Annotated in this window: 15 protein-coding genes; 11 read left to right on the top strand and 4 right to left on the bottom strand. The window is 41.5% G+C overall.

Going from position 1 to position 20,309, the window contains the following annotated elements; genetic code table 11:
* Nucleotides 1-449: 449 nt before the first annotated feature.
* The 7 genes from F0226_RS03815 to F0226_RS03785 all read left to right on the top strand — a co-directional run bounded on the left by F0226_RS03815 (nucleotide 450) and on the right by F0226_RS03785 (nucleotide 9,892).
* Nucleotides 450-1,274 carry an AraC family transcriptional regulator gene (locus F0226_RS03815; protein WP_171734398.1) on the top strand — a complete coding sequence of 275 codons (825 nt, stop codon included), beginning with the start codon at nucleotides 450-452 and terminating at the stop codon, nucleotides 1,272-1,274.
* A gap of 181 nt (nucleotides 1,275-1,455) precedes the next feature.
* A complete protein-coding gene (putA, locus tag F0226_RS03810) occupies nucleotides 1,456-4,620 on the top strand; it encodes a bifunctional proline dehydrogenase/L-glutamate gamma-semialdehyde dehydrogenase PutA (protein ID WP_171734397.1) in 3,165 nt (1,054 codons plus the stop codon).
* Between the two features lie 11 nt (nucleotides 4,621-4,631).
* Nucleotides 4,632-5,336: a 1-pyrroline-5-carboxylate dehydrogenase gene (locus F0226_RS03805; RefSeq protein WP_171734396.1), complete on the top strand. Its 705-nt coding sequence runs from the start codon at nucleotides 4,632-4,634 to the stop codon at nucleotides 5,334-5,336.
* 131 nt (nucleotides 5,337-5,467) lie between these two features.
* Nucleotides 5,468-6,958 (top strand): sodium/proline symporter PutP, encoded by a 1,491-nt coding sequence (putP, locus tag F0226_RS03800; RefSeq protein ID WP_171734562.1) that lies wholly within the window; start codon nucleotides 5,468-5,470, stop codon nucleotides 6,956-6,958.
* A 224-nt stretch (nucleotides 6,959-7,182) separates the two neighbouring features.
* Nucleotides 7,183-8,133, top strand: coding sequence for a helix-turn-helix domain-containing protein (locus F0226_RS03795; RefSeq protein ID WP_171734395.1), 951 nt, complete (start codon nucleotides 7,183-7,185; stop codon nucleotides 8,131-8,133).
* 165 nt (nucleotides 8,134-8,298) lie between these two features.
* On the top strand, nucleotides 8,299-9,321 hold the full coding sequence (locus F0226_RS03790; protein WP_253820751.1) for a nuclear transport factor 2 family protein: 1,023 nt from the start codon (nucleotides 8,299-8,301) through the stop codon (nucleotides 9,319-9,321).
* A 340-nt stretch (nucleotides 9,322-9,661) separates the two neighbouring features.
* The gene (locus tag F0226_RS03785) at nucleotides 9,662-9,892 is read left to right on the top strand and encodes a hypothetical protein (RefSeq protein ID WP_171734394.1); all 231 of its coding nucleotides are present in this window, start codon (nucleotides 9,662-9,664) and stop codon (nucleotides 9,890-9,892) included.
* Nucleotides 9,893-9,969: 77 nt separating this feature from the next.
* Here the strand turns inward: F0226_RS03785 and F0226_RS03780 are convergent, their stop codons facing one another.
* The gene (locus tag F0226_RS03780) at nucleotides 9,970-10,128 is read right to left on the bottom strand and encodes a hypothetical protein (RefSeq protein WP_171734393.1); all 159 of its coding nucleotides are present in this window, start codon (nucleotides 10,126-10,128) and stop codon (nucleotides 9,970-9,972) included.
* A 403-nt stretch (nucleotides 10,129-10,531) separates the two neighbouring features.
* Between F0226_RS03780 and F0226_RS03775 the strand changes: the two genes are divergently transcribed.
* The gene (locus F0226_RS03775) at nucleotides 10,532-11,020 is read left to right on the top strand and encodes an Lrp/AsnC ligand binding domain-containing protein (RefSeq protein WP_171734392.1); all 489 of its coding nucleotides are present in this window, start codon (nucleotides 10,532-10,534) and stop codon (nucleotides 11,018-11,020) included.
* A gap of 238 nt (nucleotides 11,021-11,258) precedes the next feature.
* Here F0226_RS03775 and F0226_RS03770 read toward each other — a convergent pair whose 3' ends face one another.
* Together F0226_RS03770 and F0226_RS03765 are read right to left on the bottom strand one after the other, a co-directional pair.
* Nucleotides 11,259-11,963 carry a DUF445 family protein gene (locus F0226_RS03770; RefSeq protein ID WP_171734391.1) on the bottom strand — a complete coding sequence of 235 codons (705 nt, stop codon included), beginning with the start codon at nucleotides 11,961-11,963 and terminating at the stop codon, nucleotides 11,259-11,261.
* Nucleotides 11,964-12,219: 256 nt separating this feature from the next.
* Nucleotides 12,220-14,070 (bottom strand): ABC transporter ATP-binding protein, encoded by a 1,851-nt coding sequence (locus tag F0226_RS03765; RefSeq protein WP_171734390.1) that lies wholly within the window; start codon nucleotides 14,068-14,070, stop codon nucleotides 12,220-12,222.
* 488 nt (nucleotides 14,071-14,558) lie between these two features.
* Between F0226_RS03765 and F0226_RS03760 the strand changes: the two genes are divergently transcribed.
* Both F0226_RS03760 and F0226_RS03755 read left to right on the top strand, forming a co-directional pair.
* A complete protein-coding gene (locus tag F0226_RS03760; protein WP_171734389.1) occupies nucleotides 14,559-15,533 on the top strand; it encodes an arginine deiminase-related protein in 975 nt (324 codons plus the stop codon).
* 533 nt (nucleotides 15,534-16,066) lie between these two features.
* Nucleotides 16,067-17,440 carry a carbohydrate porin gene (locus F0226_RS03755; RefSeq protein ID WP_171734388.1) on the top strand — a complete coding sequence of 458 codons (1,374 nt, stop codon included), beginning with the start codon at nucleotides 16,067-16,069 and terminating at the stop codon, nucleotides 17,438-17,440.
* 70 nt (nucleotides 17,441-17,510) lie between these two features.
* Here the strand turns inward: F0226_RS03755 and F0226_RS03750 are convergent, their stop codons facing one another.
* Nucleotides 17,511-18,497: a LacI family DNA-binding transcriptional regulator gene (locus tag F0226_RS03750; RefSeq protein WP_171734387.1), complete on the bottom strand. Its 987-nt coding sequence runs from the start codon at nucleotides 18,495-18,497 to the stop codon at nucleotides 17,511-17,513.
* 245 nt (nucleotides 18,498-18,742) lie between these two features.
* On the opposite strand from F0226_RS03750, the gene F0226_RS03745 reads away from it, so the two are divergent.
* Complete coding sequence (locus tag F0226_RS03745) at nucleotides 18,743-20,194, top strand: sucrose-specific PTS transporter subunit IIBC (protein WP_171734386.1); 1,452 nt, start codon at nucleotides 18,743-18,745, stop codon at nucleotides 20,192-20,194.
* The last annotated feature ends 115 nt before the right edge of the window (nucleotides 20,195-20,309 follow it).

Below are 20,309 nucleotides of genomic sequence, written 5' to 3'. Positions count from 1 at the left end.
GTAAAAATTAAATTGGCTCATTCATTTAGTGTTAAATTTCTAGTTATTGTTCATCAGTTATTAGCAATTAACACAATACTCTCCTTTATACCGTTTTATTGTATTCCAATCTACTCTAAAGCCTTGTTTCGGTACTTTCTCAGCATTTTTTGAATTTAAGACCAGCTATTTGAGCTTTGTACGAAATTTAGAATAGAGAGTGTTAAGTAAAGATAGAGTTAAGTAAATAGAGTGTTGTTTTACCTGAATTGATTTTACATAAACCGTAACTTACCACTTCTTGATCATCTTTCCGGAGGCATGATCATAAAGATCATTTTGTTTTTTCATTCTTGATCTTCGAGATGTGCTGCTCTAGCCGAAGCTATAGCAAAGGATGCAATTTACAAATTCATCTTATTTCGATTTAGGAGTATCATTCATGCCTTGTTGACCGGAACACTTATGCCATGCCTAAAACGCCACTTTTTCCTAACATTGACCTCCAACCCCTTGGTTTATCTATGCCGCGCCCTGCGGAAATTATTACGTTGCCTTCACATATGGATTGCCATGAGCATCAGTATTCACAAGTGGTGATTGGCTTGAAAGGTCAGGCCGAGTTTGAGGTCAGTGGTAAAGGAAATTTAGTTGGTCCTGGGCAAGGCTGTGTCGTGACGGCTAGCTCTGATCATGCTTTCGGGGGCGTTGTTGGTCAGTCGGATATTTTAGTATTGAATATGCCGATGCCAACCAATGATGATCCATTGATGCTAGAGAAAATTAATCAGCTGGCTTCATCGAATATCTACTTTCAATTAGATATGCAAATTCAAAAGCTTATACAGATGTTAGTGCAGGAAATGCAAGCCAGTCCAGATGATTTGTTGTTAAGCCGAGCATGTAATGACACGGTTATTGCTCTGCTTCAAAGGCACATTTCTGAATTCGAAACATCCGTTAAAGATTCGCGTTTCGACCTTGATGCATTAGACAGATACATCGAACAGCACCTTTCTAATAAGATCTCTGTCGCTCAACTGGCCGGTAGCGTATTTTTAGGTGAGAGCCAGTTTCATATGCTATTTAAAGATCAAATGGGTATTACCCCCCATCAATATGTCCTAGGGAAGAGAATTGATCTTTCACGCAAACTGATAGAGCAAGGGAATTTAACACTAGGTCAAGTTGCCGAACTTTCCGGCTTTTCAGGTCAATCTTCATTCACCCATACCTTTTCTCGTTTGCAAGGCATGTCGCCATCTCAGTATAAAAAACAAAAAATTGTTAAATAGTTAAACAAAACGACATATTATTTTAAGCTTTTTCGTGTGACCATGTTTTTATTTTGTTAATAAAGCGAGTTTTTAGCAAAAAACTCGGAGTTTTTGACAAGTATTCCTTATACACTCAAAATACACTGCTGCCATTGTAGAGATCCCGAACTAATTTCGGGTGTGAGATTAAGGAAAACGCATGTTTACAGCTACTGATGTGTTAAAGCCAGAATTTATTGAGCAGCCGCTTGATACACTTTGGACGCTTATCTCACCATTATATATGGTGGATGAAACCCAATGGCTAAAGCAACTACTGCCGCTAGCAACCCCTTCTGAGGCTGAAAAAGCGCAAATCACGGATAAAACGACCAGCTTAATTGAAGCGATTCGTGCCGATAAATCATCTATCCAAATGATTGATGCATTGCTACTTGAGTACAGTTTAGATACCCATGAAGGGATCTTGTTGATGTGCTTGGCTGAAGCTCTTATGCGTATTCCTGACTCAGCGACCGCAGATGCTTTAATTCGCGATAAGCTGAGCGTCGCCGATTGGAAATCTCACCTTAAAAACTCTGATTCTGTTTTTGTTAATGCTTCTACTTGGGGGCTTATGCTCACTGGTAAAGTGGTTGGCTTATCTAGCAAAGAACAGCAGAGCCCAGCTCAAGCGGTTAATCGTTTAGTAAACAAACTCTCTGAGCCTGTTATTCGTAAAGCGATGCACCAAGCCATGAAAGTCATGGGGCACCAGTTTGTTCTTGGTCGCAGCATTGCTGAAGCGCAGAAAAACGGCAAACCAATGCGCGAAAAAGGTTTCACCTATTCGTTTGATATGTTGGGTGAAGCGGCATTAACTACTGCAGATGCGAACAAGTACTTTAAAGATTACTTGATGGCGATTGAAGCTGTTGGTAGAGATAACTTAAGCTCTAACAGTAGTAGCTCAAACAATGGCGGCGAAACAAGCCCGCTTCCTTCAGTTTCAATTAAACTCTCAGCGCTTCACCCTCGTTACGAAGTAGCGAATGAAGATCGTGTCCTAAGTGAACTGTATGACACCGTGATTCAATTGCTTAACCGAGCAGTAGAGTTGAATGTTGCAATAACGATTGATGCTGAAGAAGCCGATCGCTTAGAACTGTCTCTTAAGCTCTTCAAAAAACTGTACAGCAGTGATTTAGTTAAAGGCTGGGGCAAGCTTGGAATTGTGATTCAAGCATATTCTAAGCGTGCACTTCCAGTGCTTATGTGGTTGAACCGCCTAGCGAAAGAGCAAGGTGATTTAATCCCACTTCGTTTAGTAAAAGGCGCTTACTGGGACAGTGAAATTAAATGGTCGCAACAAGCTGGTTACGATGATTACCCTGTTTATACCCGTAAAGAGTCAACCGATGTGGCGTACTTAGCATGTGCTCGCTTCTTATTAAGTGAAGGCGTACGAGGCAATATTTTCCCTCAATTTGCTAGCCATAATGCTCACACCGTATCTGCCATTGCAGTGATGGCTGAGCACAAAGATTATGAATTCCAACGTTTACATGGCATGGGTGATTCACTTTATAACCATGCAATGGAAGCGTACCAGCAGTCTGTTCGTATCTACGCGCCTGTTGGTAGCCACAAAGACTTACTGCCTTACCTTGTTCGTCGTTTACTTGAGAATGGTGCGAACAGTTCTTTTGTTCACCGTTTAGTGGATGCGCGTTGCCCTGTGGCTGAGCTAACTCAACACCCTGTTGATATGCTTTTAACGTTTGATACGCTGAATAACACGAAAATTCCTTTGCCTTCACAAGTCTTCCCTGAGCGTAAAAATGCTTATGGCGTAAATATTGATATTGAAAGTGAAGCTCAGGTATTTGAGAAACAAGTCCATTCTTTCCTTGATAAGCAATGGACTGCGGGCCCCGTTATTAATGGGCAGCCTCTTGCTGAAAGCATGATCAAGGCTGATCACAATGTAGAATTGATTACCGCGCCTTACGATCGTCGTATTCCTGTTGGAAAGGTGGCTTTTGCAAACCTTGATCATGTTTCCGAAGCGATTCTGGGTGCAGAAGCCGCATTTGGTGATTGGAAAGCAACATCGATAGAGATAAAGAGCGCTGCGCTAGATAAACTGGCTGATTTACTCGAAGAAAACTTGGCGGAACTGGTGGCGATTTGTCATCAAGAAGCGGGTAAAACTATTCACGATAGTATTGATGAAGTACGTGAAGCGGTTGATTTCTGTCGTTACTACGCGAAGCAAGCAAGCAATCTTGAAGCTTTCGAGCTGACTGGATTTGATGGTGTTTCCCGTAGTGCTTCTCGCCAAGGTCGCGGTGTCTTTGTATGTATTAGCCCTTGGAACTTCCCGCTGGCTATCTTCTTAGGTCAAATTACGGCTGCGTTGGTTGCGGGTAATACTGTTGTAGCAAAACCGGCTGAACAAACCAGCTTAATTGCTGCTCGCGCGGTGGAACTAATGGCTGAGGCGGGATTCCCTGCTGGCACTATTCAATTGCTACCGGGTCGTGGAGCTGAAATTGGCAGTGCGTTAACCAGCCATAATGCGATTGCCGGTGTTGCCTTTACAGGTTCAACACCAACAGCGCAGCGTATCAATGTGTCTTTGGCGAGTCGTAAAGCTAAGCCAGTTCCGTTTATTGCGGAAACCGGTGGTCAAAACGCAATGATTGTGGACAGTACTGCGCTTCCAGAACAAGTAGTACGTGATGTGGTGCGTTCAGCATTTGCTTCTGCGGGTCAGCGTTGTTCTGCTTTGCGTGTTCTGTTTATTCAAGAAGACATTGCAGACCGTGTGATTGGTTTGATTCAAGGTGCGATGGATGAGCTAAGTGTCGGCATCCCGCATTTACATAAGACAGACGTTGGTCCGGTTATCGACAGTAATGCCAAACTTAAGTTGTTAGCTCACCTAGAAACCATGACGCAAACACAGAAAAAAGTTGCGCAGCTGACATTAGGTTCAGATTGTGAGCATGGTGACTTTGTCCCGCCGAGTGCATTTGAAATCTCCGACATCAGTTGCCTAAAAGAAGAACAGTTTGGCCCTGTACTACACATTGTTCGTTTTAAGGCGAGTGAATTAACACAAGTGGTTGAGCAAATTAACCAAACGGGCTTTGGTTTGACGATGGGCATCCACAGCCGTAATGAAACGACTTACCGCTGGATCGAGAAACATGCTCGAGTGGGTAACTGTTACATCAACCGTGACCAAGTCGGTGCTGTGGTTGGTGTACAACCCTTTGGCGGCCAAGGTTTATCGGGCACCGGCCCTAAAGCGGGTGGTCCACATTACTTGTACCGCTTTACTGACGTTCATTTTTCTCAATTTCAAAGCAAGGCATAAGGAGCAGTATCATGGTTCATCAAGTGACGGGTTTTTCTGATGCTTTGCTGGCGTGGGAACAGTGGAATTTAACCGATTTCGATCATAAAAGTGCGTTTGTACTTTCACTTAAATCTGAAATCGAAACTTCATCTTCAGATCTAGCGGCAGTGGTTTCTTTCCATCTTCAGCAAGCATCTTCGCTGTTGGAAGAAGGGCATTCATTGGTTGGTCCAACCGGTGAAACGAATGAGTTATACGCTGCTGGTCGCGGTGTTGCATTAGTGGTTGTCGATCATTGTGATGCTTCTTTACAAGCTCAGCAAACAGCGATGGCAATGCTCACTTCAGCATTACTGGCTGGCAATAGCGTGCAGCTTTGTAGTGATGATGTGGAATTCACAAACTTAATTGAAAAAGCAGTGCAGCAAGCTAGCTTTCCTTCAAACCTTGTTCAGATTGCACCTTATGACGCGGCTCAACAGTTGTTGTCATGCGATGTAAGAAGTGTTGGCTACGTTGGCAATACAGAAACAGAACAAGCTATCAATTTACAACTTGCTAAGCGTGACGGTGCTATCGTCGGTTTAGTGTCTGAAACGGATCTGAACGCAATGAATATTGCTCACGATCCACACCTATCGCTGCGCTTTATTACAGAGCGTACGCGAACTATAAATATAACAGCCGTGGGTGGTAATGCGACCTTGCTAGAGCTTGGAAGCGAAGCCCACTAACCTTCAATACTTTCCCACTTAAGCATCAATGTTTAAGTGGGTTCCCAGTACTCTTTTTATGCTGTGCAATAAGGCGGTGGCGAGAGTGTGCTGGACAGGGAAGGCGATTTTAAAATGAGGACTATCAAATGATAGAAAATAGTTTTGCAATAACATCCACGTTTATTGCGTATCTGATCATGATGCTTGCGATCGGAGTTATTGCTTACAAACGTACATCCAACTCAAGTGATTATTTCTTGGGTGGGCGCAGTTTAGGCCCTTGGCCTGCGGCACTTTCTGCGGGTGCTTCTGATATGAGTGGTTGGTTGCTGCTTGGTTTACCTGGTTATGCTTATGCTGCTGGTTTTGAAGCGTTTTGGCTTGCTGGTGGTTTATTAATTGGTACATGGGCAAACTGGCTTATCAGTGCTAAGCGTTTACGTACTTACAGTATTACGACTGAGTCTCTGACTTTACCTGAGTTCTTAGCTCGTCGTTTTAATGACAACTCGAAGCTGATCCAAACAATTTCTGCTTTCTTCATTCTTTTATTCTTCCTTTTCTACACAAGCTCAGGCTTGGTAGCTGGTGGTAAATTGTTTGAAACGGTATTTGGCCTAGATTACACAACAGCGGTTATCATCGGCACAGTGTGTGTTGTATCGTACACGTTATTTGGTGGTTTCTTAGCGGTATCTTGGACAGATTTAGTGCAAGGTCTACTGATGTCGGCAGCACTATTAATTGTGCCTATCGCAGCAATGAATGGTGGCTTAGGTCAACTTTCTAGCGACCTTCACACCATCAACCCAGAGCTTCTTACACTTTGGAATGATGCGAAAGGTGAGCCACTTTCGGCCATTGCTATTATCTCTCTAGCTGCATGGGGTCTTGGCTACTTTGGTCAGCCGCATATCCTTGCACGTTTTAAAGCCACACGTTCAAACAAAGATTTAGTTACCGCTCGCCGCATTGCAGTTGTTTGGTCTGCATTGTCTATGGTTGGTGCAATGCTGGTAGGTTTAGTTGGTTTGATTTACGTGACTAATTCTGGTTCTCCAGCATTAGATGACGGCGAAAAAATCTTCATGCTTCTTGTGAATGCAATGTTCCACCCTGTAATCGCGGGTATCTTACTTGCTGCAATTCTAGCGGCAATCATGAGTACTGCTGATTCACAACTTCTTGTTTCTTCTTCAGCTCTAGCGGAAGACTTTTACAAGCAGTTACTGAAGAAAGATGCAACATCAGAAGAGATCGTTCGCGTAGGTCGTATTGCTGTTGTACTTATTTCTTTGGTTGCTCTATTCCTAGCTATGACGCCTGATAGCTCAGTACTTGGCCTTGTATCTTACGCTTGGGCTGGTTTTGGTGCTGCATTTGGTCCAGCTATTGTACTTAGCCTATATTGGGCTCGTATGAACCGTAATGGTGCTCTAGCGGGTATTGTTGTGGGTGGTGTAACGATTGTACTTTGGAAGCAATTCACTGGCGGTTGGTTTGACGTGTACGAAATTGTACCGGGAATCATCCTTTCAACCATTTCTATTGTGGTTGTAAGCTACATGACTGGCGAACCTGAAGATTCAGTTAAGAAACAGCATGCTGCATTTAAAAAGAACTTAGTTGAATTAGATTAAGGTTTATCTAGATTAGGTTGAACTGAATTCAGTTTACGAATTTTCTGGTTAAACAAATGAAATATTATGATTAAGTAAATGAAATAGAGTCACTTCGGTGGCTCTATTTTTTTATGTGGATTACACTGATAAAGCCAACATGTAGCCTTGTCTTTTTGTGGCAGTTTCCCGTCATGGTTTTGTATCTTGATGATTTGGTTGAGCAAGTAAGGAATATTTAATTCGTGTCTGGTATCCCTAGTATTCACTTCAATCACCAAAAAACCAATCAATCAGAAATCGAGTTCATTCCTCTTTCTCGGTTATTTAATTTTTCTCGGTTATTTCAAACCCAAGAGAAAAACCGAAATCCAGAAGAGAATGAAGGCCTTTTAGAGAGAAAACATGATTCTCAAAAACCACACAGAATCAGCTTCTTTTTGATAGTCTTTATCGAAGAGGGAAATGGCACTCATATGGTGGATTTTAAAGACTATCGCTTCTCGAAAGGCAGTGTCATTTTTATTCAAAGGGAACAAGTTCATTCCTTTGATTTTTCTTCTAAGCCGAAAGGTACGGCTATCGTATTTACTCAAGCATTTCTTGATAATGTTCATGCGAATATGCGCTTGCCGAACTATACGCCTACCCATTTGAATTCAAGCCACTCTGCTTTGCTGGATTTAGACGATAAAAACTTCGTTCGCGGTCGCACGCTTATTGAGCAAACCATTGAAGAGTTGGATAGCGATACACCAGAACCACTTATTGTGATGTACCTATTTTCTGCTTTTGCTTTGATCCTTCACAGGCTTAGACCGGAAGTGAGGCAAGATAAACTGACGCATCAGCAGAGTGTGAAATTTGCTCGATACTTTGAGTTATTGCAACAACATTATCAAAGAGTGCGTGATGCTAATTGGTACGCAGCTCAAGTGAATACGACGTATAAAACTCTGAATCAGATATGCAAGACAGCAACAGGCATGACAGCCAAGCAGTTGATCGATTCATTCACGGTGCTTGAGATGAAGCGACAGATGGTGGTGAACAGTACAACCTCACAGCAAATGGCGTATGATTTTGGTTTCGATGACGCGAGTAATTTTGTTAAGTACTTTAAAAATCACACTTTCATGACGCCGAGTGATTTCCAAAAAAGATATAAAACCCCTTCAATTGAAAGTGGTCTGTAATCGTTGCTCTTGGTTCTTGGTTCTTGGTTCTATCTGGAGCTACCTATTATTGTCAGGTAGCTAAATGAAAGGTTCGAGATTGACCATTTTTAAGCGCATATACACTCTCCCTCATCTTGTCTGTTTTCTCTAATATTGCTCCCAAGCCAATACGAGGACAACAGAATGAAAACACAACTTAACCTATCATCAGTAGCCGTTAACGCTTTAAATGCACCAAAAGCAATCTCTTCAAGTGCAAGTTCATCAAGTGCAATTGCATCTAAAATAAGTTCATCTAAAACAAGTGCACCCAAAACCACTTCATCAAAAACAATTAAATCGAAAATAGTTAAATCAGTATTAGTAACCGCGAGTGCGTTAGGGTTGGCAGCATGTTCAACTCATTTAGAAGCGAACCACTCAGAAGAGCACAATCTAAGCCTTCAAGATAAGGCTGTCGCATTAGTTTCAAGTATTGAAACAGGTGACCATGCAGCCATTAGTTATGTTAACCCTGAGAAGTATATTCAACATAACCTTGCTGTCGGAGATGGGCTAGAAGGCTTTGGCGCCGTGATGCAACAATTGCCAAAAGGAAGCGCAAAAGCGCAGGTTAAGCGTTCGTTCCAAGATGGGAATTATGTTGTAACGCACACGGAGTATGATTTTTTTGGTCCAAAAGCAGGGTTCGATATTTTCCGTTTTGAAGATGGACTTATTGTCGAGCATTGGGACAACCTACAAGCTATTTCCCCTGCGAACGCGAGTGGGCGAACTCAGTTAGATGGAACAGTACTCGTGACTGATTTAGACAAAACAGAAGAGAATAAAGCGATTGTTTCTGGCTTTGTTAGTGACATTCTAATCAATGGTGATATGTCAAAAATAAACCACTATATTGATAATGAAGACAGTGCATACCTACAGCATAACCCTGGGGTTGCCGACGGTTTAAGTGGATTAGGTGAAGCATTAGGAGCACTTGCAAAAGCAGGCATGCCAATGGTCTTCGAAAAGAACCATATCATTTTAGGACAAGGCAACTTCGTTCTGTCGGTGAGTGAAGGTCACTTTATGAATCAGCACGTCGCATTTTATGATTTATTCCGAGTTGAAGCTGGAAGAATCGTAGAACATTGGGACACCATCGAAGCTATTCCAACTCGTTCTGATTGGAAAAATGATAACGGTAAGTTTGGTTTCTAAACACAATACTTACCGCTTATAGAGAGGTTCTTTACAAAGTCACTCATCTGCTCGTTAAATGAGTGGCTTTTTATCTATTTAAGTAAGCGGTTTAGATTTTTAATGTAACAAGTGATTTACATTGTAAATTTAAGCTATGTAAGGGATAGAGTAGGGGCAACTGTAAGGAAATTTGTTTTTTGAAAGTGTTGTGGATGTTTCATGTCATATAAATGGACTTGAAAATGTCGATTTATTGAACACACGCCTCATTTTTATAATCCCTACGATGAATTACGGAACTCTATCGGACAAGATGTGTCAATTGTCAGTAACTACATAAACCTGATAGGACAAAGGTATGCCAGATCTATATTGCAAAGCATGTAAAAGAACGACGTTACATAAGTCAGTGATGAGACGTTGTGAATTGGAAGCCGATACCCTTCCCGGTCGAATGCAGCAGTGGGCAGCTAAGTTTTTTAGTGGTGAGTGTTATTATGAGATGGAAAGACAGCACTTTTGTAGAACGTGTAATTGTCGTTCTGAAAGCCCAAGTGCTGTCCCTCAAACCCAAATTGGGCTAGCCTGACGTTGCTATTGAGTTATTCTTTTAAGCATTAAGCATTAAGCATTAAGCATTAAGCATTAAGCATTAAGCATTAAGCATTAAGCTGCGTGTTGTTGTGCTTCATCCCCGTCAATCATGACCGGCCAACCATAGCTTGCGTATTCTATCGCTAAGACTCTTGCGACATCTTTAGAAACCGTTGTGTGAGTCCATGAGCCAATTCCGTAAGGCTTATATGCAAGTACTTGTGTCATCATTGTCCGAGTATCCTTCTCTTATTTTTTATCTATTATTAGCCTTACCTTACTTATGTACTTGTCTATAAAGCTCAACTTATTTGTTAAAAAGGTCATTATTATTTCAAATTATTAACATCACCCGGTCATATTTATGATTGAATGCTTAGTATTTGTATTATTTATATAACAACTGCTATTTAACGAGTTTTTCTGAAGCTCATCGATGTTTTACTGTTCACTTTGTTTAGTGCTTTAGCAGAAAAGTGTGATGTTACTTCAAAAGTATCACTCAGTATTTACTTGTTGATATAAATACGCTTATCGCGAATATGTAATTTATTTGTTAAGTTGTGAAGGGACTTTTCTTCCTGTTTTTCTATTTAGAATATAATCCGATATTCAACGTCACATTAGAGTTTTTATGCCGCAGCATCATTTAGATCGTATTGATAAAGAAATACTACGAATTTTACACATGAAAGGTCGCTTGCCTGTTGTCGAACTTGCTAAGCAGGTTAACCTGACTACTTCGCCGTGTTCAGACCGATTGAAACGACTTGAGAAAGAAGGGTTTATTAAGGGCTACCACGCAGAGTTATGCTCAGAAAAGCTGGGTTTAGATGTACAAGTGTTTATTCATATTCGTTTGGATCAAACCAGTTTTTCGATTTTTGAGAAATTCGCACAGGCAGTCGAAATGATGCCAGAAGTGGAAGAGTGCTACTCACTTTCTGGTGACTTTGACACTATGATCAAAGTCAGAGTAAAAGATATGAAAGCCTACCAAGCCTTTATGGCAACAAAATTGGGTACATTACCTGGAGTGATACAAACTCGAAGTGAAGTTGTGATCGAAGAGCACAAAACGGGCTTTGGTGTGAATGCTGAACTGTTGGGTACTCTGCCTTAAAAGCGCTTGCCTTCGCTTCGACACTTTTGTCTTAGATATAATGCAATCTTAGGTAGGGCATTTATAGCATTACGCACTTATGAAATAGTGCATTAATAAAAACTGAGTCAGTGAATATAAAAATGGAAGCCCGTGAGCTTCCATTTTTTATGAGTGAATGCTGATTTACTTATCAATCACTTCCAGCGCTTGGGTTTTAATTCGAGCTATACAGTATTTGAGCTAAATAGTGTTCGAGTTATACCGTTAAAGCCGCTGAGATTAAACCGATTAAGCCGCCGAACACTCCGCCCCAAACAACAAGCCAGCCCAAGTGCTGCTTAATCATTTGTTGAACCATCTCTTTGACAAGTTTAGGCGTCAGCTCATTCAATCTTTGGTCGATAATCGCTTCGATGTTTTGTTTAATCTCATCCATCATCGCTGGAGACTCTAACTCTTCTTTTATCGCATTTTTCACTGCATCACTTTGGCTAATCTCTACAACTGAAGCCTGCATCTTTTCTACAAATGGAGCTTTTAGCGGCTGAAGAGCTTCAGTTCCGCCAACCATCGCAAGCATCCCGCCGAAAGAAGAATTAGCGATTACTTCGACTAATGAATCGAAAGTTGGGTTGAAATCAATCTTGTTGATTACCGGCTCTAGGTTAAGTGACTTGCCTGACATTTCGCTATTTAAGAAGCGGTCAATATTATTGTCTGTGAAGAACTGTTCCATCATCAAATGTTTTATAGCGGCTTTGAATTCTTCAAAGCGTGCTGGGATCACGCCTGAACCATATAGCCCCGGTACTTTTTCGAAAAGCATATGAATGGCTAGCCAGTTAGTGATAGCGCCAGAGAAAGCGAATAGCCCTGCATATAACAGGTATTGGTTCGCTAGTGAATACCCAGCCCCTAGCAAAGCCAGTGCAAGGAGGTTAGTAAGAATACTTTTGTTCATGATTGATCTCGATATAAGTCATTGGCCGAGATTTTAAGAAAAAAAAGGAAGATATGAAAGGAGAACATCATGAAGCGGCGGGTAAAAGAAAGGCTAGCCTCCCCCCGAAGTCTAGCCTTATTCCAGAAACGCGCAAGCGAAGCGTCTTGGTTTATTGTGTGATTATATTGTTACAATATGTCGTTTTGCTATAGCCATTTTGCAATCTGTGGACTACAAAGGGTGAAGCGAATCGCATATTTTATAACCAATATTTTTAATCTTCTTTTTCTTGTCCTAAATCGTCGCCAATGAAGCCACCCGTTTGGTGCGCCCATAATTGAGCATAGATACCATCTTGGCTGATTAGCTCTTTATGGCTGCCTTGTTCAACAATGTTACCTTGGTCAAGTACGATCAAACGATCCATTGCAGCAATGGTCGATAAACGGTGCGCAATGGCAATAACCGTTTTGCCTTCCATCAGTTCAATCAAACTTTCTTGGATAGCGGCTTCAACTTCTGAATCAAGGGCTGAAGTCGCTTCATCAAGTATCAACAAAGGTGCGTTTTTCAGTAATACTCGTGAAATCGCAATTCGTTGACGTTGACCACCAGAAAGCTTCACACCGCGCTCGCCGACTTGAGCATCATAACCAACATTACCAAACGGGTCGGTCAGTGTTTCCACAAACTCATGAGCATGAGCCTGCTTAGTTGCGGCATACAGCTGCTCGTCGCTTGCACCAGGGTTGCCGTAAAGAATATTGTCTTTAATTGAACGATGCAGCAAAGAAGTATCTTGCGTCACCATACCAATTTTGCTGCGCAGTGAGTCCTGTGTCACCGATGAAATCACTTGGTCATCAATGCGAATCTCACCACTTTCTACATCATGGAAGCGCATCAATAAGTTCACCAGAGTGGATTTACCCGCACCAGAGCGCCCAACTAATCCAACCTTTTCACCCGGCTTGATATTTAAGTTTAGGTTATTGATGACACCTTTATTCTCACCGTAGTTAAAACTGACGTTATCGAAAGTGATACCACCTTGAGGAACAGTAAGCGGTTTGGCATCTGGTTTGTCTAAAATATCAACAGGTTTAGATAAAGTCTTAATGCCATCGATTACGGTTCCAAGGTTTTCGAAAAGACCGCCAATTTCCCACATGATCCACTTAGACATGCCATTAATACGTAGCGCTAGACTGATCGCAATAGCAATTGAACCAACGCTAATCGCGCTGTCCATCCATAACATGATGGAAATTGCTGCAATACTGAAGACCAGTAAATAGTTTGCGATCTCTACCCAAATATTAAAGGCTGTAACTAAGCGCATTTGTCTATGCACAGTATCTAAGAAACCTTCCATGCCTTCTTCTGCGTATTCGGTTTCTCGCTTACTATGAGAGAACAGCTTCACTGTAGCGATGTTGGTGTAGCTATCTACAATGCGCCCTGTCATTAATGAACGGGCATCTGCTTGCTCTGAAGATACGTCTTTTAGTTTCGGTACATAATGCAGCTGGATACTAATATAAATGAATAGCCAGACAAGCATTGGAGCCATTAAGCGCCAGTCTGCTTCAGCCAACATGAAAATCATGGCAGTAAAGTAGACAATGACATAAACAAAGACATCGACCATTTTCATGACAGTTTCACGTACCGCCAGCGATGTTTGCATCACTTTCGTTGCAATACGCCCTGCAAAGTCATCTTGGTAAAAAGACAGACTCTGTTTCAGAAGGTAGCGGTGAGCCAACCATCGAATTGCCATTGGGTAATTACCAAGCAATGTCTGATGGAGAAGCAATGAATAAATCGCGATGGTTATTGGCATCACGATCAGTAGCAATACACTCAAGCCAATTAGGGTGGATTGGTTATCTGCTAAAAAGGTTTCTGGGTTACTGGTGGATAGCCAATCAACAAGTTGTCCCATAAAACCGAATAACGATACTTCAATAACCGCAATCGCCATGCTCATTAAGCCAAGGATTATTAACGGTTTTTCAAAGCCTTTGGTGTAATGTCGACAAAAAGCCAATATCCCGCTGGGCGGTTGTATTGGTTCATCCTTAGGGAAAGCTTCGGTAAAGCTTTCAAATTTCTTATACATATAGGTTTCCTTACAAAGCCTCATTCATGAGTGCTTAAAGCCATTTTTGTTGTTATTTCTTTCTTTTATATACTCTGTGACGTTACATATCTGAATGCCGATCTAAATGTTAAAAGTTTAGGGTTCTCGCGGTAGTGGCGAGAAAGTGCTGGGTTAAGTTTTCGTTATAATAAACAGGGAGTTTGCTTGAAAATTAGAAGAGATATAGCGTGACTCTATTCTTTATGCTGCTGATTTTATAATCCTACCGTTTATTGGATTAAAATGTAACCAGATCAATGATTTTACACATTTAGTTTATCTTGATAAATGAGTTGTTAACATCCTGGTAATGTTAAATGCAGTTCAAACAACAGTAAAAATTACGGTTATTTACTTATTAGTCAGTAAAAAAACGTTGTAGAAGGAAAAATAGCTGCGATTTCAGTGAATTTTAACGTAACAACTTGTTTACAATTCTCGTTAGTTAAATGAGGGGGATAGTCCAGATGTTAAGCCTACATAAAAAACCACTGCATGTTACCAACGTTCAAAATGCTAACTGCGTTGTTATGGTGCCACCCAAAGAGTTTCGTTTTAATGAAGAAACCGCTCTCGACAATGAATTCCAACACCAAGTTAGTTTGAGTGAAGCTGAAGTTAAGCAGCAAACTATGGCTGAGTTTAAAAGCATGGTGTCGTCATTGCGTAAAGAAGGTGTGCAAGTTGTAGAGTTTGATTACCCTGAGTCAGATGTTGAAACCCCTGATGCAGTATTTCCTAATAATTGGTTTAGTTCATGTTCAGATGGAAGCTTGTATACGTTTCCTATGGCTTGTGAAAACCGCCAGCAAGAAGTGAAGCCTGATGCTTTAGTGACTGCATTAGAAGAGTCTGGTCGCATTGTTAACCAAGTTGATTCCCTAGAGTCTTACCTTAAAGAAGGTGCTTATTTGGAAAGTACTGGTGTAATGGTTATCGATCACATTAATAAAACGATTTATGCCGCACTGTCGCAGCGTTGTGACCGTGAGGTGCTAGAAGATTACGCCAAACGTATTGGTTACAATCGTGTTGTCTCTTTTCAAACGGCATTGCCTTCAGGGCACCCGATTTACCACACCAATGTAATGATGGCGATAGGCGATAATTTCTGTGTGATTTGCGATGAAGTCATTCCTGAATTTGAGAGACGCTTTGTGATTAAGTCTTTAGCGAAAGATAAGCAAGTTATCTCTATCTCTTTAGATCAAATGAACCGTTTTTGTGGCAATATTTTACAGTTAGAGACGATCAACGGAGATAAAGTGATTGCTATGTCTCAGTCAGCTTATGATGCTTTTTCTCCCGCCCAACTTACGCAGCTTGCAACTCACGGAAAACTGCTGCCTTTCAACGTAAAAACGATTGAAGATATTGGCGGTGGTAGTGTTCGTTGCATGCTAGGTGAGGTGTTCTTGCCTACTAGAGTCAACCCGCTATAAAGCTTCGCTATTGAAGCAGCTGTAGCTGTGGCTATTATCTAGAGTGACCACTATCAATAAAGCACAACATACCAACTATGTTGTGCTTATTTTCTTTATGGATTCTATTTTCTATTCCAATCAATACCTGCACTCTTATGAACGATAGCGTTTATTGAGTATTTATATGCTGCGCTTTCTTAGCTCTTAGCTCTTAGCTCTTAGCTCTTAGCTCTTAGCTCTTAGCTCTTAGCTCTGCTCACTCACTTTGTAAAAATCACTAAACTCGATCTCTGAGGCAGTTTTGGTTCATTCAGCCTCTTTTTACGTGATTGAAATTACACTTTTTATAAATGTTCGGGATCGTTCCCGATTTATTTCGTATATTCCTGACTTAGCAATAACGTAAACAAGTTATCAGTATTCATTATAGCTTACTGGTTACTTTATATGCCTTTACACTACTGGCATTATATTTCATCTGTTTGAATCTGTATTTATGGGAACGTTTGCAAATGTGTACCTAACTACAATCCAAAACGGAAATATAAAAAATGAAAATGAATTTACTTACCTTAGCTGTGGTGCTGGGACTTGGATCAAATAATGTACTGGCGAATACTGAGGTTTCAGAACTTGAACAACGTATTAATGACTTAGAAGCGAGACTTGTAGAGACAGAAAAAACGGCGGAAAAGGCTGATGACCAAGCATCTTCCTTTGAATTTCATGGTTATGCTCGCGCAGGGTTGTTAATCAATGATGATATGAATGGAGCAACAGGTTCGGGTCCTTATATGACGCCAGCTGGTGCTCTGGGTGGACCGATTGGTCGACTGGGTGTAGAAGACGATAATTACGTTGAAGCAAACCTCATTCATAATCGTTTTATGGATGATGGCTCTAGCGCACGCTTCCATATTATGTTGGCGGACAGCGTAGAAACGAACAATGAATGGACGGCTGACGACAGCAAGTTAAACGTAAGGCAAGTGTATTCCGAATTATCAAACCTGAGTACATTCCGAGACTCGGAATCACTGTCTAATGCAACGTTCTGGGCGGGAAAGCGATTTGATCGAGCAAACTATGATATCCACTTTTTAGATTCTGATATCGTTTTCTTATCGGGTACTGGTGCGGGTGTCTATGATGTTCAGTTAGCTGATGAGTGGAAAGCGAATTTCTCAATTTATGGTCGAGATTTTGGTGAAATTGATAGCTCATCTACGGATGTAGAAAATTACATTGCGACCATGAATAACTGGGTTGGTCAGTGGCAGTTTATGTTAAGCGGTATGACGGCTTCTGATAACCAAGAATTAACGCAAAATGCCGCTGATAAAGGTATTCATGCGTTAGTGGCTTACCATGCCAATAGCTTCTTCGGTTTGGCAGATGGTTTTTCTAAGTCAGGCATTCTATTGGGTGATGGCTTAGGCGCAGAGCTGAAGGGTATTGGCTCAAATGGTTCGCTTACTCAAGATGCGCAGGCAGTACGTGCATTTACTTACGGTGTGACTCGTTTTGCTGATAACTGGCGTGCTGCGCCATCATTCATGGCAGAGTACAGCCAAGATCGCTTTGAAAAAAATGATGAATTCGCTTGGGCGACAGTTAACTTAAGGCTAGCACAAGAGTTAACTGAGAACTTTGAAATGGTTTATGAAGGTTCATATCAATACATGGACTTAGATAACGCCACGGATCAAGCGAGCGGCAGCTTTTATAAAGCGACTATTGCGCCAACTTTGAAGTTATCTACAAGCCAAGGCTTCTTTGACCGACCAGAGTTACGTTTTGCTGTGAGTTATGTAGATTGGAGTGAAGACTTGGACAACTTTTCAGTAAGCACTGCTGCGGATGCAGCGACAATGGGAGAGGGCGGTGAAGTGCTCTTTGCTCTTCAAATGGAAACTTGGTTTTAGGTCGCCACTTTAAAGTGTAGTGATTAAAAACAAAGACTTCGCCAGCCTAATTTAGGCTGGCGAAATTGTATTAGCAGGTTTCTCTTTCAATATTTTGAAAAGTAAGCACAACCTTACTCATCTCATGACCTTGGTTTTTAATTCGTTCTAACAGCAACTTAGCGGAATTTTCACCTGCTTTATCAAAGGCATAGCTAAACGTCGATAACGTCGGGTTGCAAACAGAAGCGAGTTCATCATTACCAACGCCTAGTATTTTTATTTCCTTTCCTGGAGTCATACCGCTTTCATTAATAGCTCGTAAAGCGCCAACAGCAATTCTGTCGGTCGCACAAAAAATACCGTCAATGCAGTCGAAATTAGCAAGACACTCTTTTGCTATTTCGTAGCCAGATTCAATAGAGAAATCGCCACGAGAATGAAACAGGAGCGGTAACTGATTGAACTCCAGTGCATCTGTTAAACCTTGGGAACGCAGCTTATCAACCGCGACATCATCACCTTGAACCCCAATAAAGCCAATGTTCTTACAACCCTGTTTGATAAGGCGGTTACCTGCCTCGAAGCCAACACGGTAGTCATCATGGACAATGCTTGGAATATTATGCATTGAGCCATCTTGCCCGACTAAGACGACAGGAACATTAGAGTTTTGGATCGCGTTAACCAGTACTTTGTCTAAGTGAGTGGCGTATAAAATGATCCCTTCTACACGCTTTTGGTTAAAAATCTGTATGTACTCCAGCTCTTTTTGGTGTTCTTGATGGGTACTGGCGAGCAATACATGTTTTCCCGCTTTTTCGAGGATGCTGGTTAACCCGTCAATACCTAAAGCTGTGGCATGAGAAGAAACGCGTGAAACAATCACGCCCACCAAGTTTGTCTTCTGTGATTTAAGATCTTTGGCGACTTGGTTAGGCACATAACCACACTCAGAAATTGCTTTCTGGACCTTTATTTTGGTCGCATTTTTTACGCCGTATTCATCGTTGATGACACGTGACACTGTTGATTTTGAAACCCCAGCTATGAGGGCGACATCATGTAGGCTTGCCATCTGAATTTATCCGTTTGATTGTTCTTTTAATAAGTTGGGATTGTTTGCAGATTTTCGTCAACAATCTACTTTCTAAGAATGATTCTACCGTGCTTAGTACTCGCTATGGAGCCTTTTTACAGATCAATTTCACACTATTTGCTGTTTATCTTTGACGATTACTATTCGATCAGCAAAAATCAGCTTTGCAAACGTTCCCAAAAAAACTTCAAGCGTATACAAATTAGATATAACTGGGGTATGTCATGAATTATCCATTAATAGCAAAGCAGCTATTAGATCACTTAGGTGGCAAAAACAATATTACGGCACTCGCGCATTGTGCAACTCGCTTGCGTTTAGCGGTCGCGGACGAATCTTTAATCAATGAAAGTGAAATCGATAACTTAGAAGGTGTTAAAGGGCAGTTTAAAGTGGCGGGTCAATACCAAGTTATTTTTGGCTCTGGCATTGTGAACCAAGTGTATGCAGAAATGGCAAAACTGACAGGCATGAGTGATATGTCGACCAATGATGTTGCTTCTGCGGGTACTGAAAACCAAAACATCGTACAGCGCGCAGTGAAAGGTCTCTCTGACATTTTTGTACCTATCATTCCAGCTATTGTCGCTGGTGGCTTATTGATGGGTATCTACAATCTTTTGACCGCTAAAGGCTTATTCATTGATGGGCTCTCTTTGATTGATGCAAATCCAGGATTAACTGACCTTGCAAATATGATCAATACCTTCGCTAATGCGCCTTTTGTTTATTTGCCTATTTTATTGGCTTTCTCTGCGAGTAAGAAATTTGGCGGTAACCCATTTTTAGGTGCAGCGCTAGGGATGCTGATGGTTCACCCTGATTTGCTTAATGGATGGGGATTTGGCGGTGCGTCTGTATCTGGTTCAATTCCAGTGTGGAACATTCTTGGCTTTGAAATAGAAAAAGTAGGTTATCAAGGCTCGGTTTTACCTGTCCTTGTCTCTGCTTTTATTCTTGCAAAAGTGGAGCTTGGTTTAAGAAAAATCATCCCATCGGTATTGGATAATCTATTAACTCCTATGCTTGCTATTTTTATCACAGGGTTACTGACTTTCACGTTAGTGGGTCCACTGACTCGTGATATTGGTTTCTTGTTGGGTGATGGACTTAACTGGATTTATAACAGCGCGGGTTTCATTGGTGGAGCGTTGTTTGGTTTCATCTATGCGCCTTTTGTTATTACAGGTATGCACCATAGCTTTATTGCAATTGAAACCCAACTTCTGGCTGATATTGCGACAACGGGCGGTACTTTCATTTTCCCTATTGCTGCTATGTCCAACGTATCTCAAGGTGCAGCGGCGCTTGCGGTTGGTCTTATGACAAAAGACAAAAAAATGAAAGGAATTGCGATTCCATCGGGTGTTACTGGTCTTCTTGGTATTACAGAGCCTGCGATGTTTGGTGTGAACTTAAAACTACGCTACCCATTCATTGCTGCCATTGTTGCTGCCGCTCTGTCTAGTGCATTTATCACTATGTTTACGGTGAAAGCTCAAGCTCTTGGCGCGGCGGGTATCCCTGGGATTATTTCCATCGCTCCAGACAAGATTGGATACTATGTTGTTGGGATGCTGATTGCTTTTGCGACTGCATTTAGTCTTACGGTTGTGCTTGGTTTACGTGAACAAGCGAAACAATCGAAAGTCGTGAATACAAAAGCCGCGGCTTAGCACAGGTAAAATAACGGCAGAAGCTTCTGCTGCCTTACGAGTAAGCTGTCCCCCTTTTTTCAGCTTCTCTTTCCTTTTTTAGGACGCTAGCCAAGCATTGGCTTGGCTAGCTTTT

It is taken from the genome of Vibrio sp. 99-70-13A1 (genome assembly GCF_013114625.1).
In the GTDB taxonomy this organism is placed as follows: domain Bacteria; phylum Pseudomonadota; class Gammaproteobacteria; order Enterobacterales; family Vibrionaceae; genus Vibrio.
Note: the sequence above shows the minus strand (reverse complement) of the source record. Positions and strands in the feature narration are given on the sequence as shown.

Coding starts and splice junctions, on each gene's coding strand:
- F0226_RS03815 (WP_171734398.1), top strand. CDS start 450: ATGCCTAAAACGCCACTTTTTCCTAACATTGACCTCCAACCCCTTGGT.
- putA (WP_171734397.1), top strand. CDS start 1,456: ATGTTTACAGCTACTGATGTGTTAAAGCCAGAATTTATTGAGCAGCCG.
- F0226_RS03805 (WP_171734396.1), top strand. CDS start 4,632: ATGGTTCATCAAGTGACGGGTTTTTCTGATGCTTTGCTGGCGTGGGAA.
- F0226_RS03790 (WP_253820751.1), top strand. CDS start 8,299: ATGAAAACACAACTTAACCTATCATCAGTAGCCGTTAACGCTTTAAAT.
- F0226_RS03785 (WP_171734394.1), top strand. CDS start 9,662: ATGCCAGATCTATATTGCAAAGCATGTAAAAGAACGACGTTACATAAG.
- F0226_RS03780 (WP_171734393.1), bottom strand. CDS start 10,128: ATGATGACACAAGTACTTGCATATAAGCCTTACGGAATTGGCTCATGG.
- F0226_RS03775 (WP_171734392.1), top strand. CDS start 10,532: ATGCCGCAGCATCATTTAGATCGTATTGATAAAGAAATACTACGAATT.
- F0226_RS03770 (WP_171734391.1), bottom strand. CDS start 11,963: ATGAACAAAAGTATTCTTACTAACCTCCTTGCACTGGCTTTGCTAGGG.
- F0226_RS03765 (WP_171734390.1), bottom strand. CDS start 14,070: ATGTATAAGAAATTTGAAAGCTTTACCGAAGCTTTCCCTAAGGATGAA.
- F0226_RS03760 (WP_171734389.1), top strand. CDS start 14,559: ATGTTAAGCCTACATAAAAAACCACTGCATGTTACCAACGTTCAAAAT.
- F0226_RS03755 (WP_171734388.1), top strand. CDS start 16,067: ATGAAAATGAATTTACTTACCTTAGCTGTGGTGCTGGGACTTGGATCA.
- F0226_RS03750 (WP_171734387.1), bottom strand. CDS start 18,497: ATGGCAAGCCTACATGATGTCGCCCTCATAGCTGGGGTTTCAAAATCA.
- F0226_RS03745 (WP_171734386.1), top strand. CDS start 18,743: ATGAATTATCCATTAATAGCAAAGCAGCTATTAGATCACTTAGGTGGC.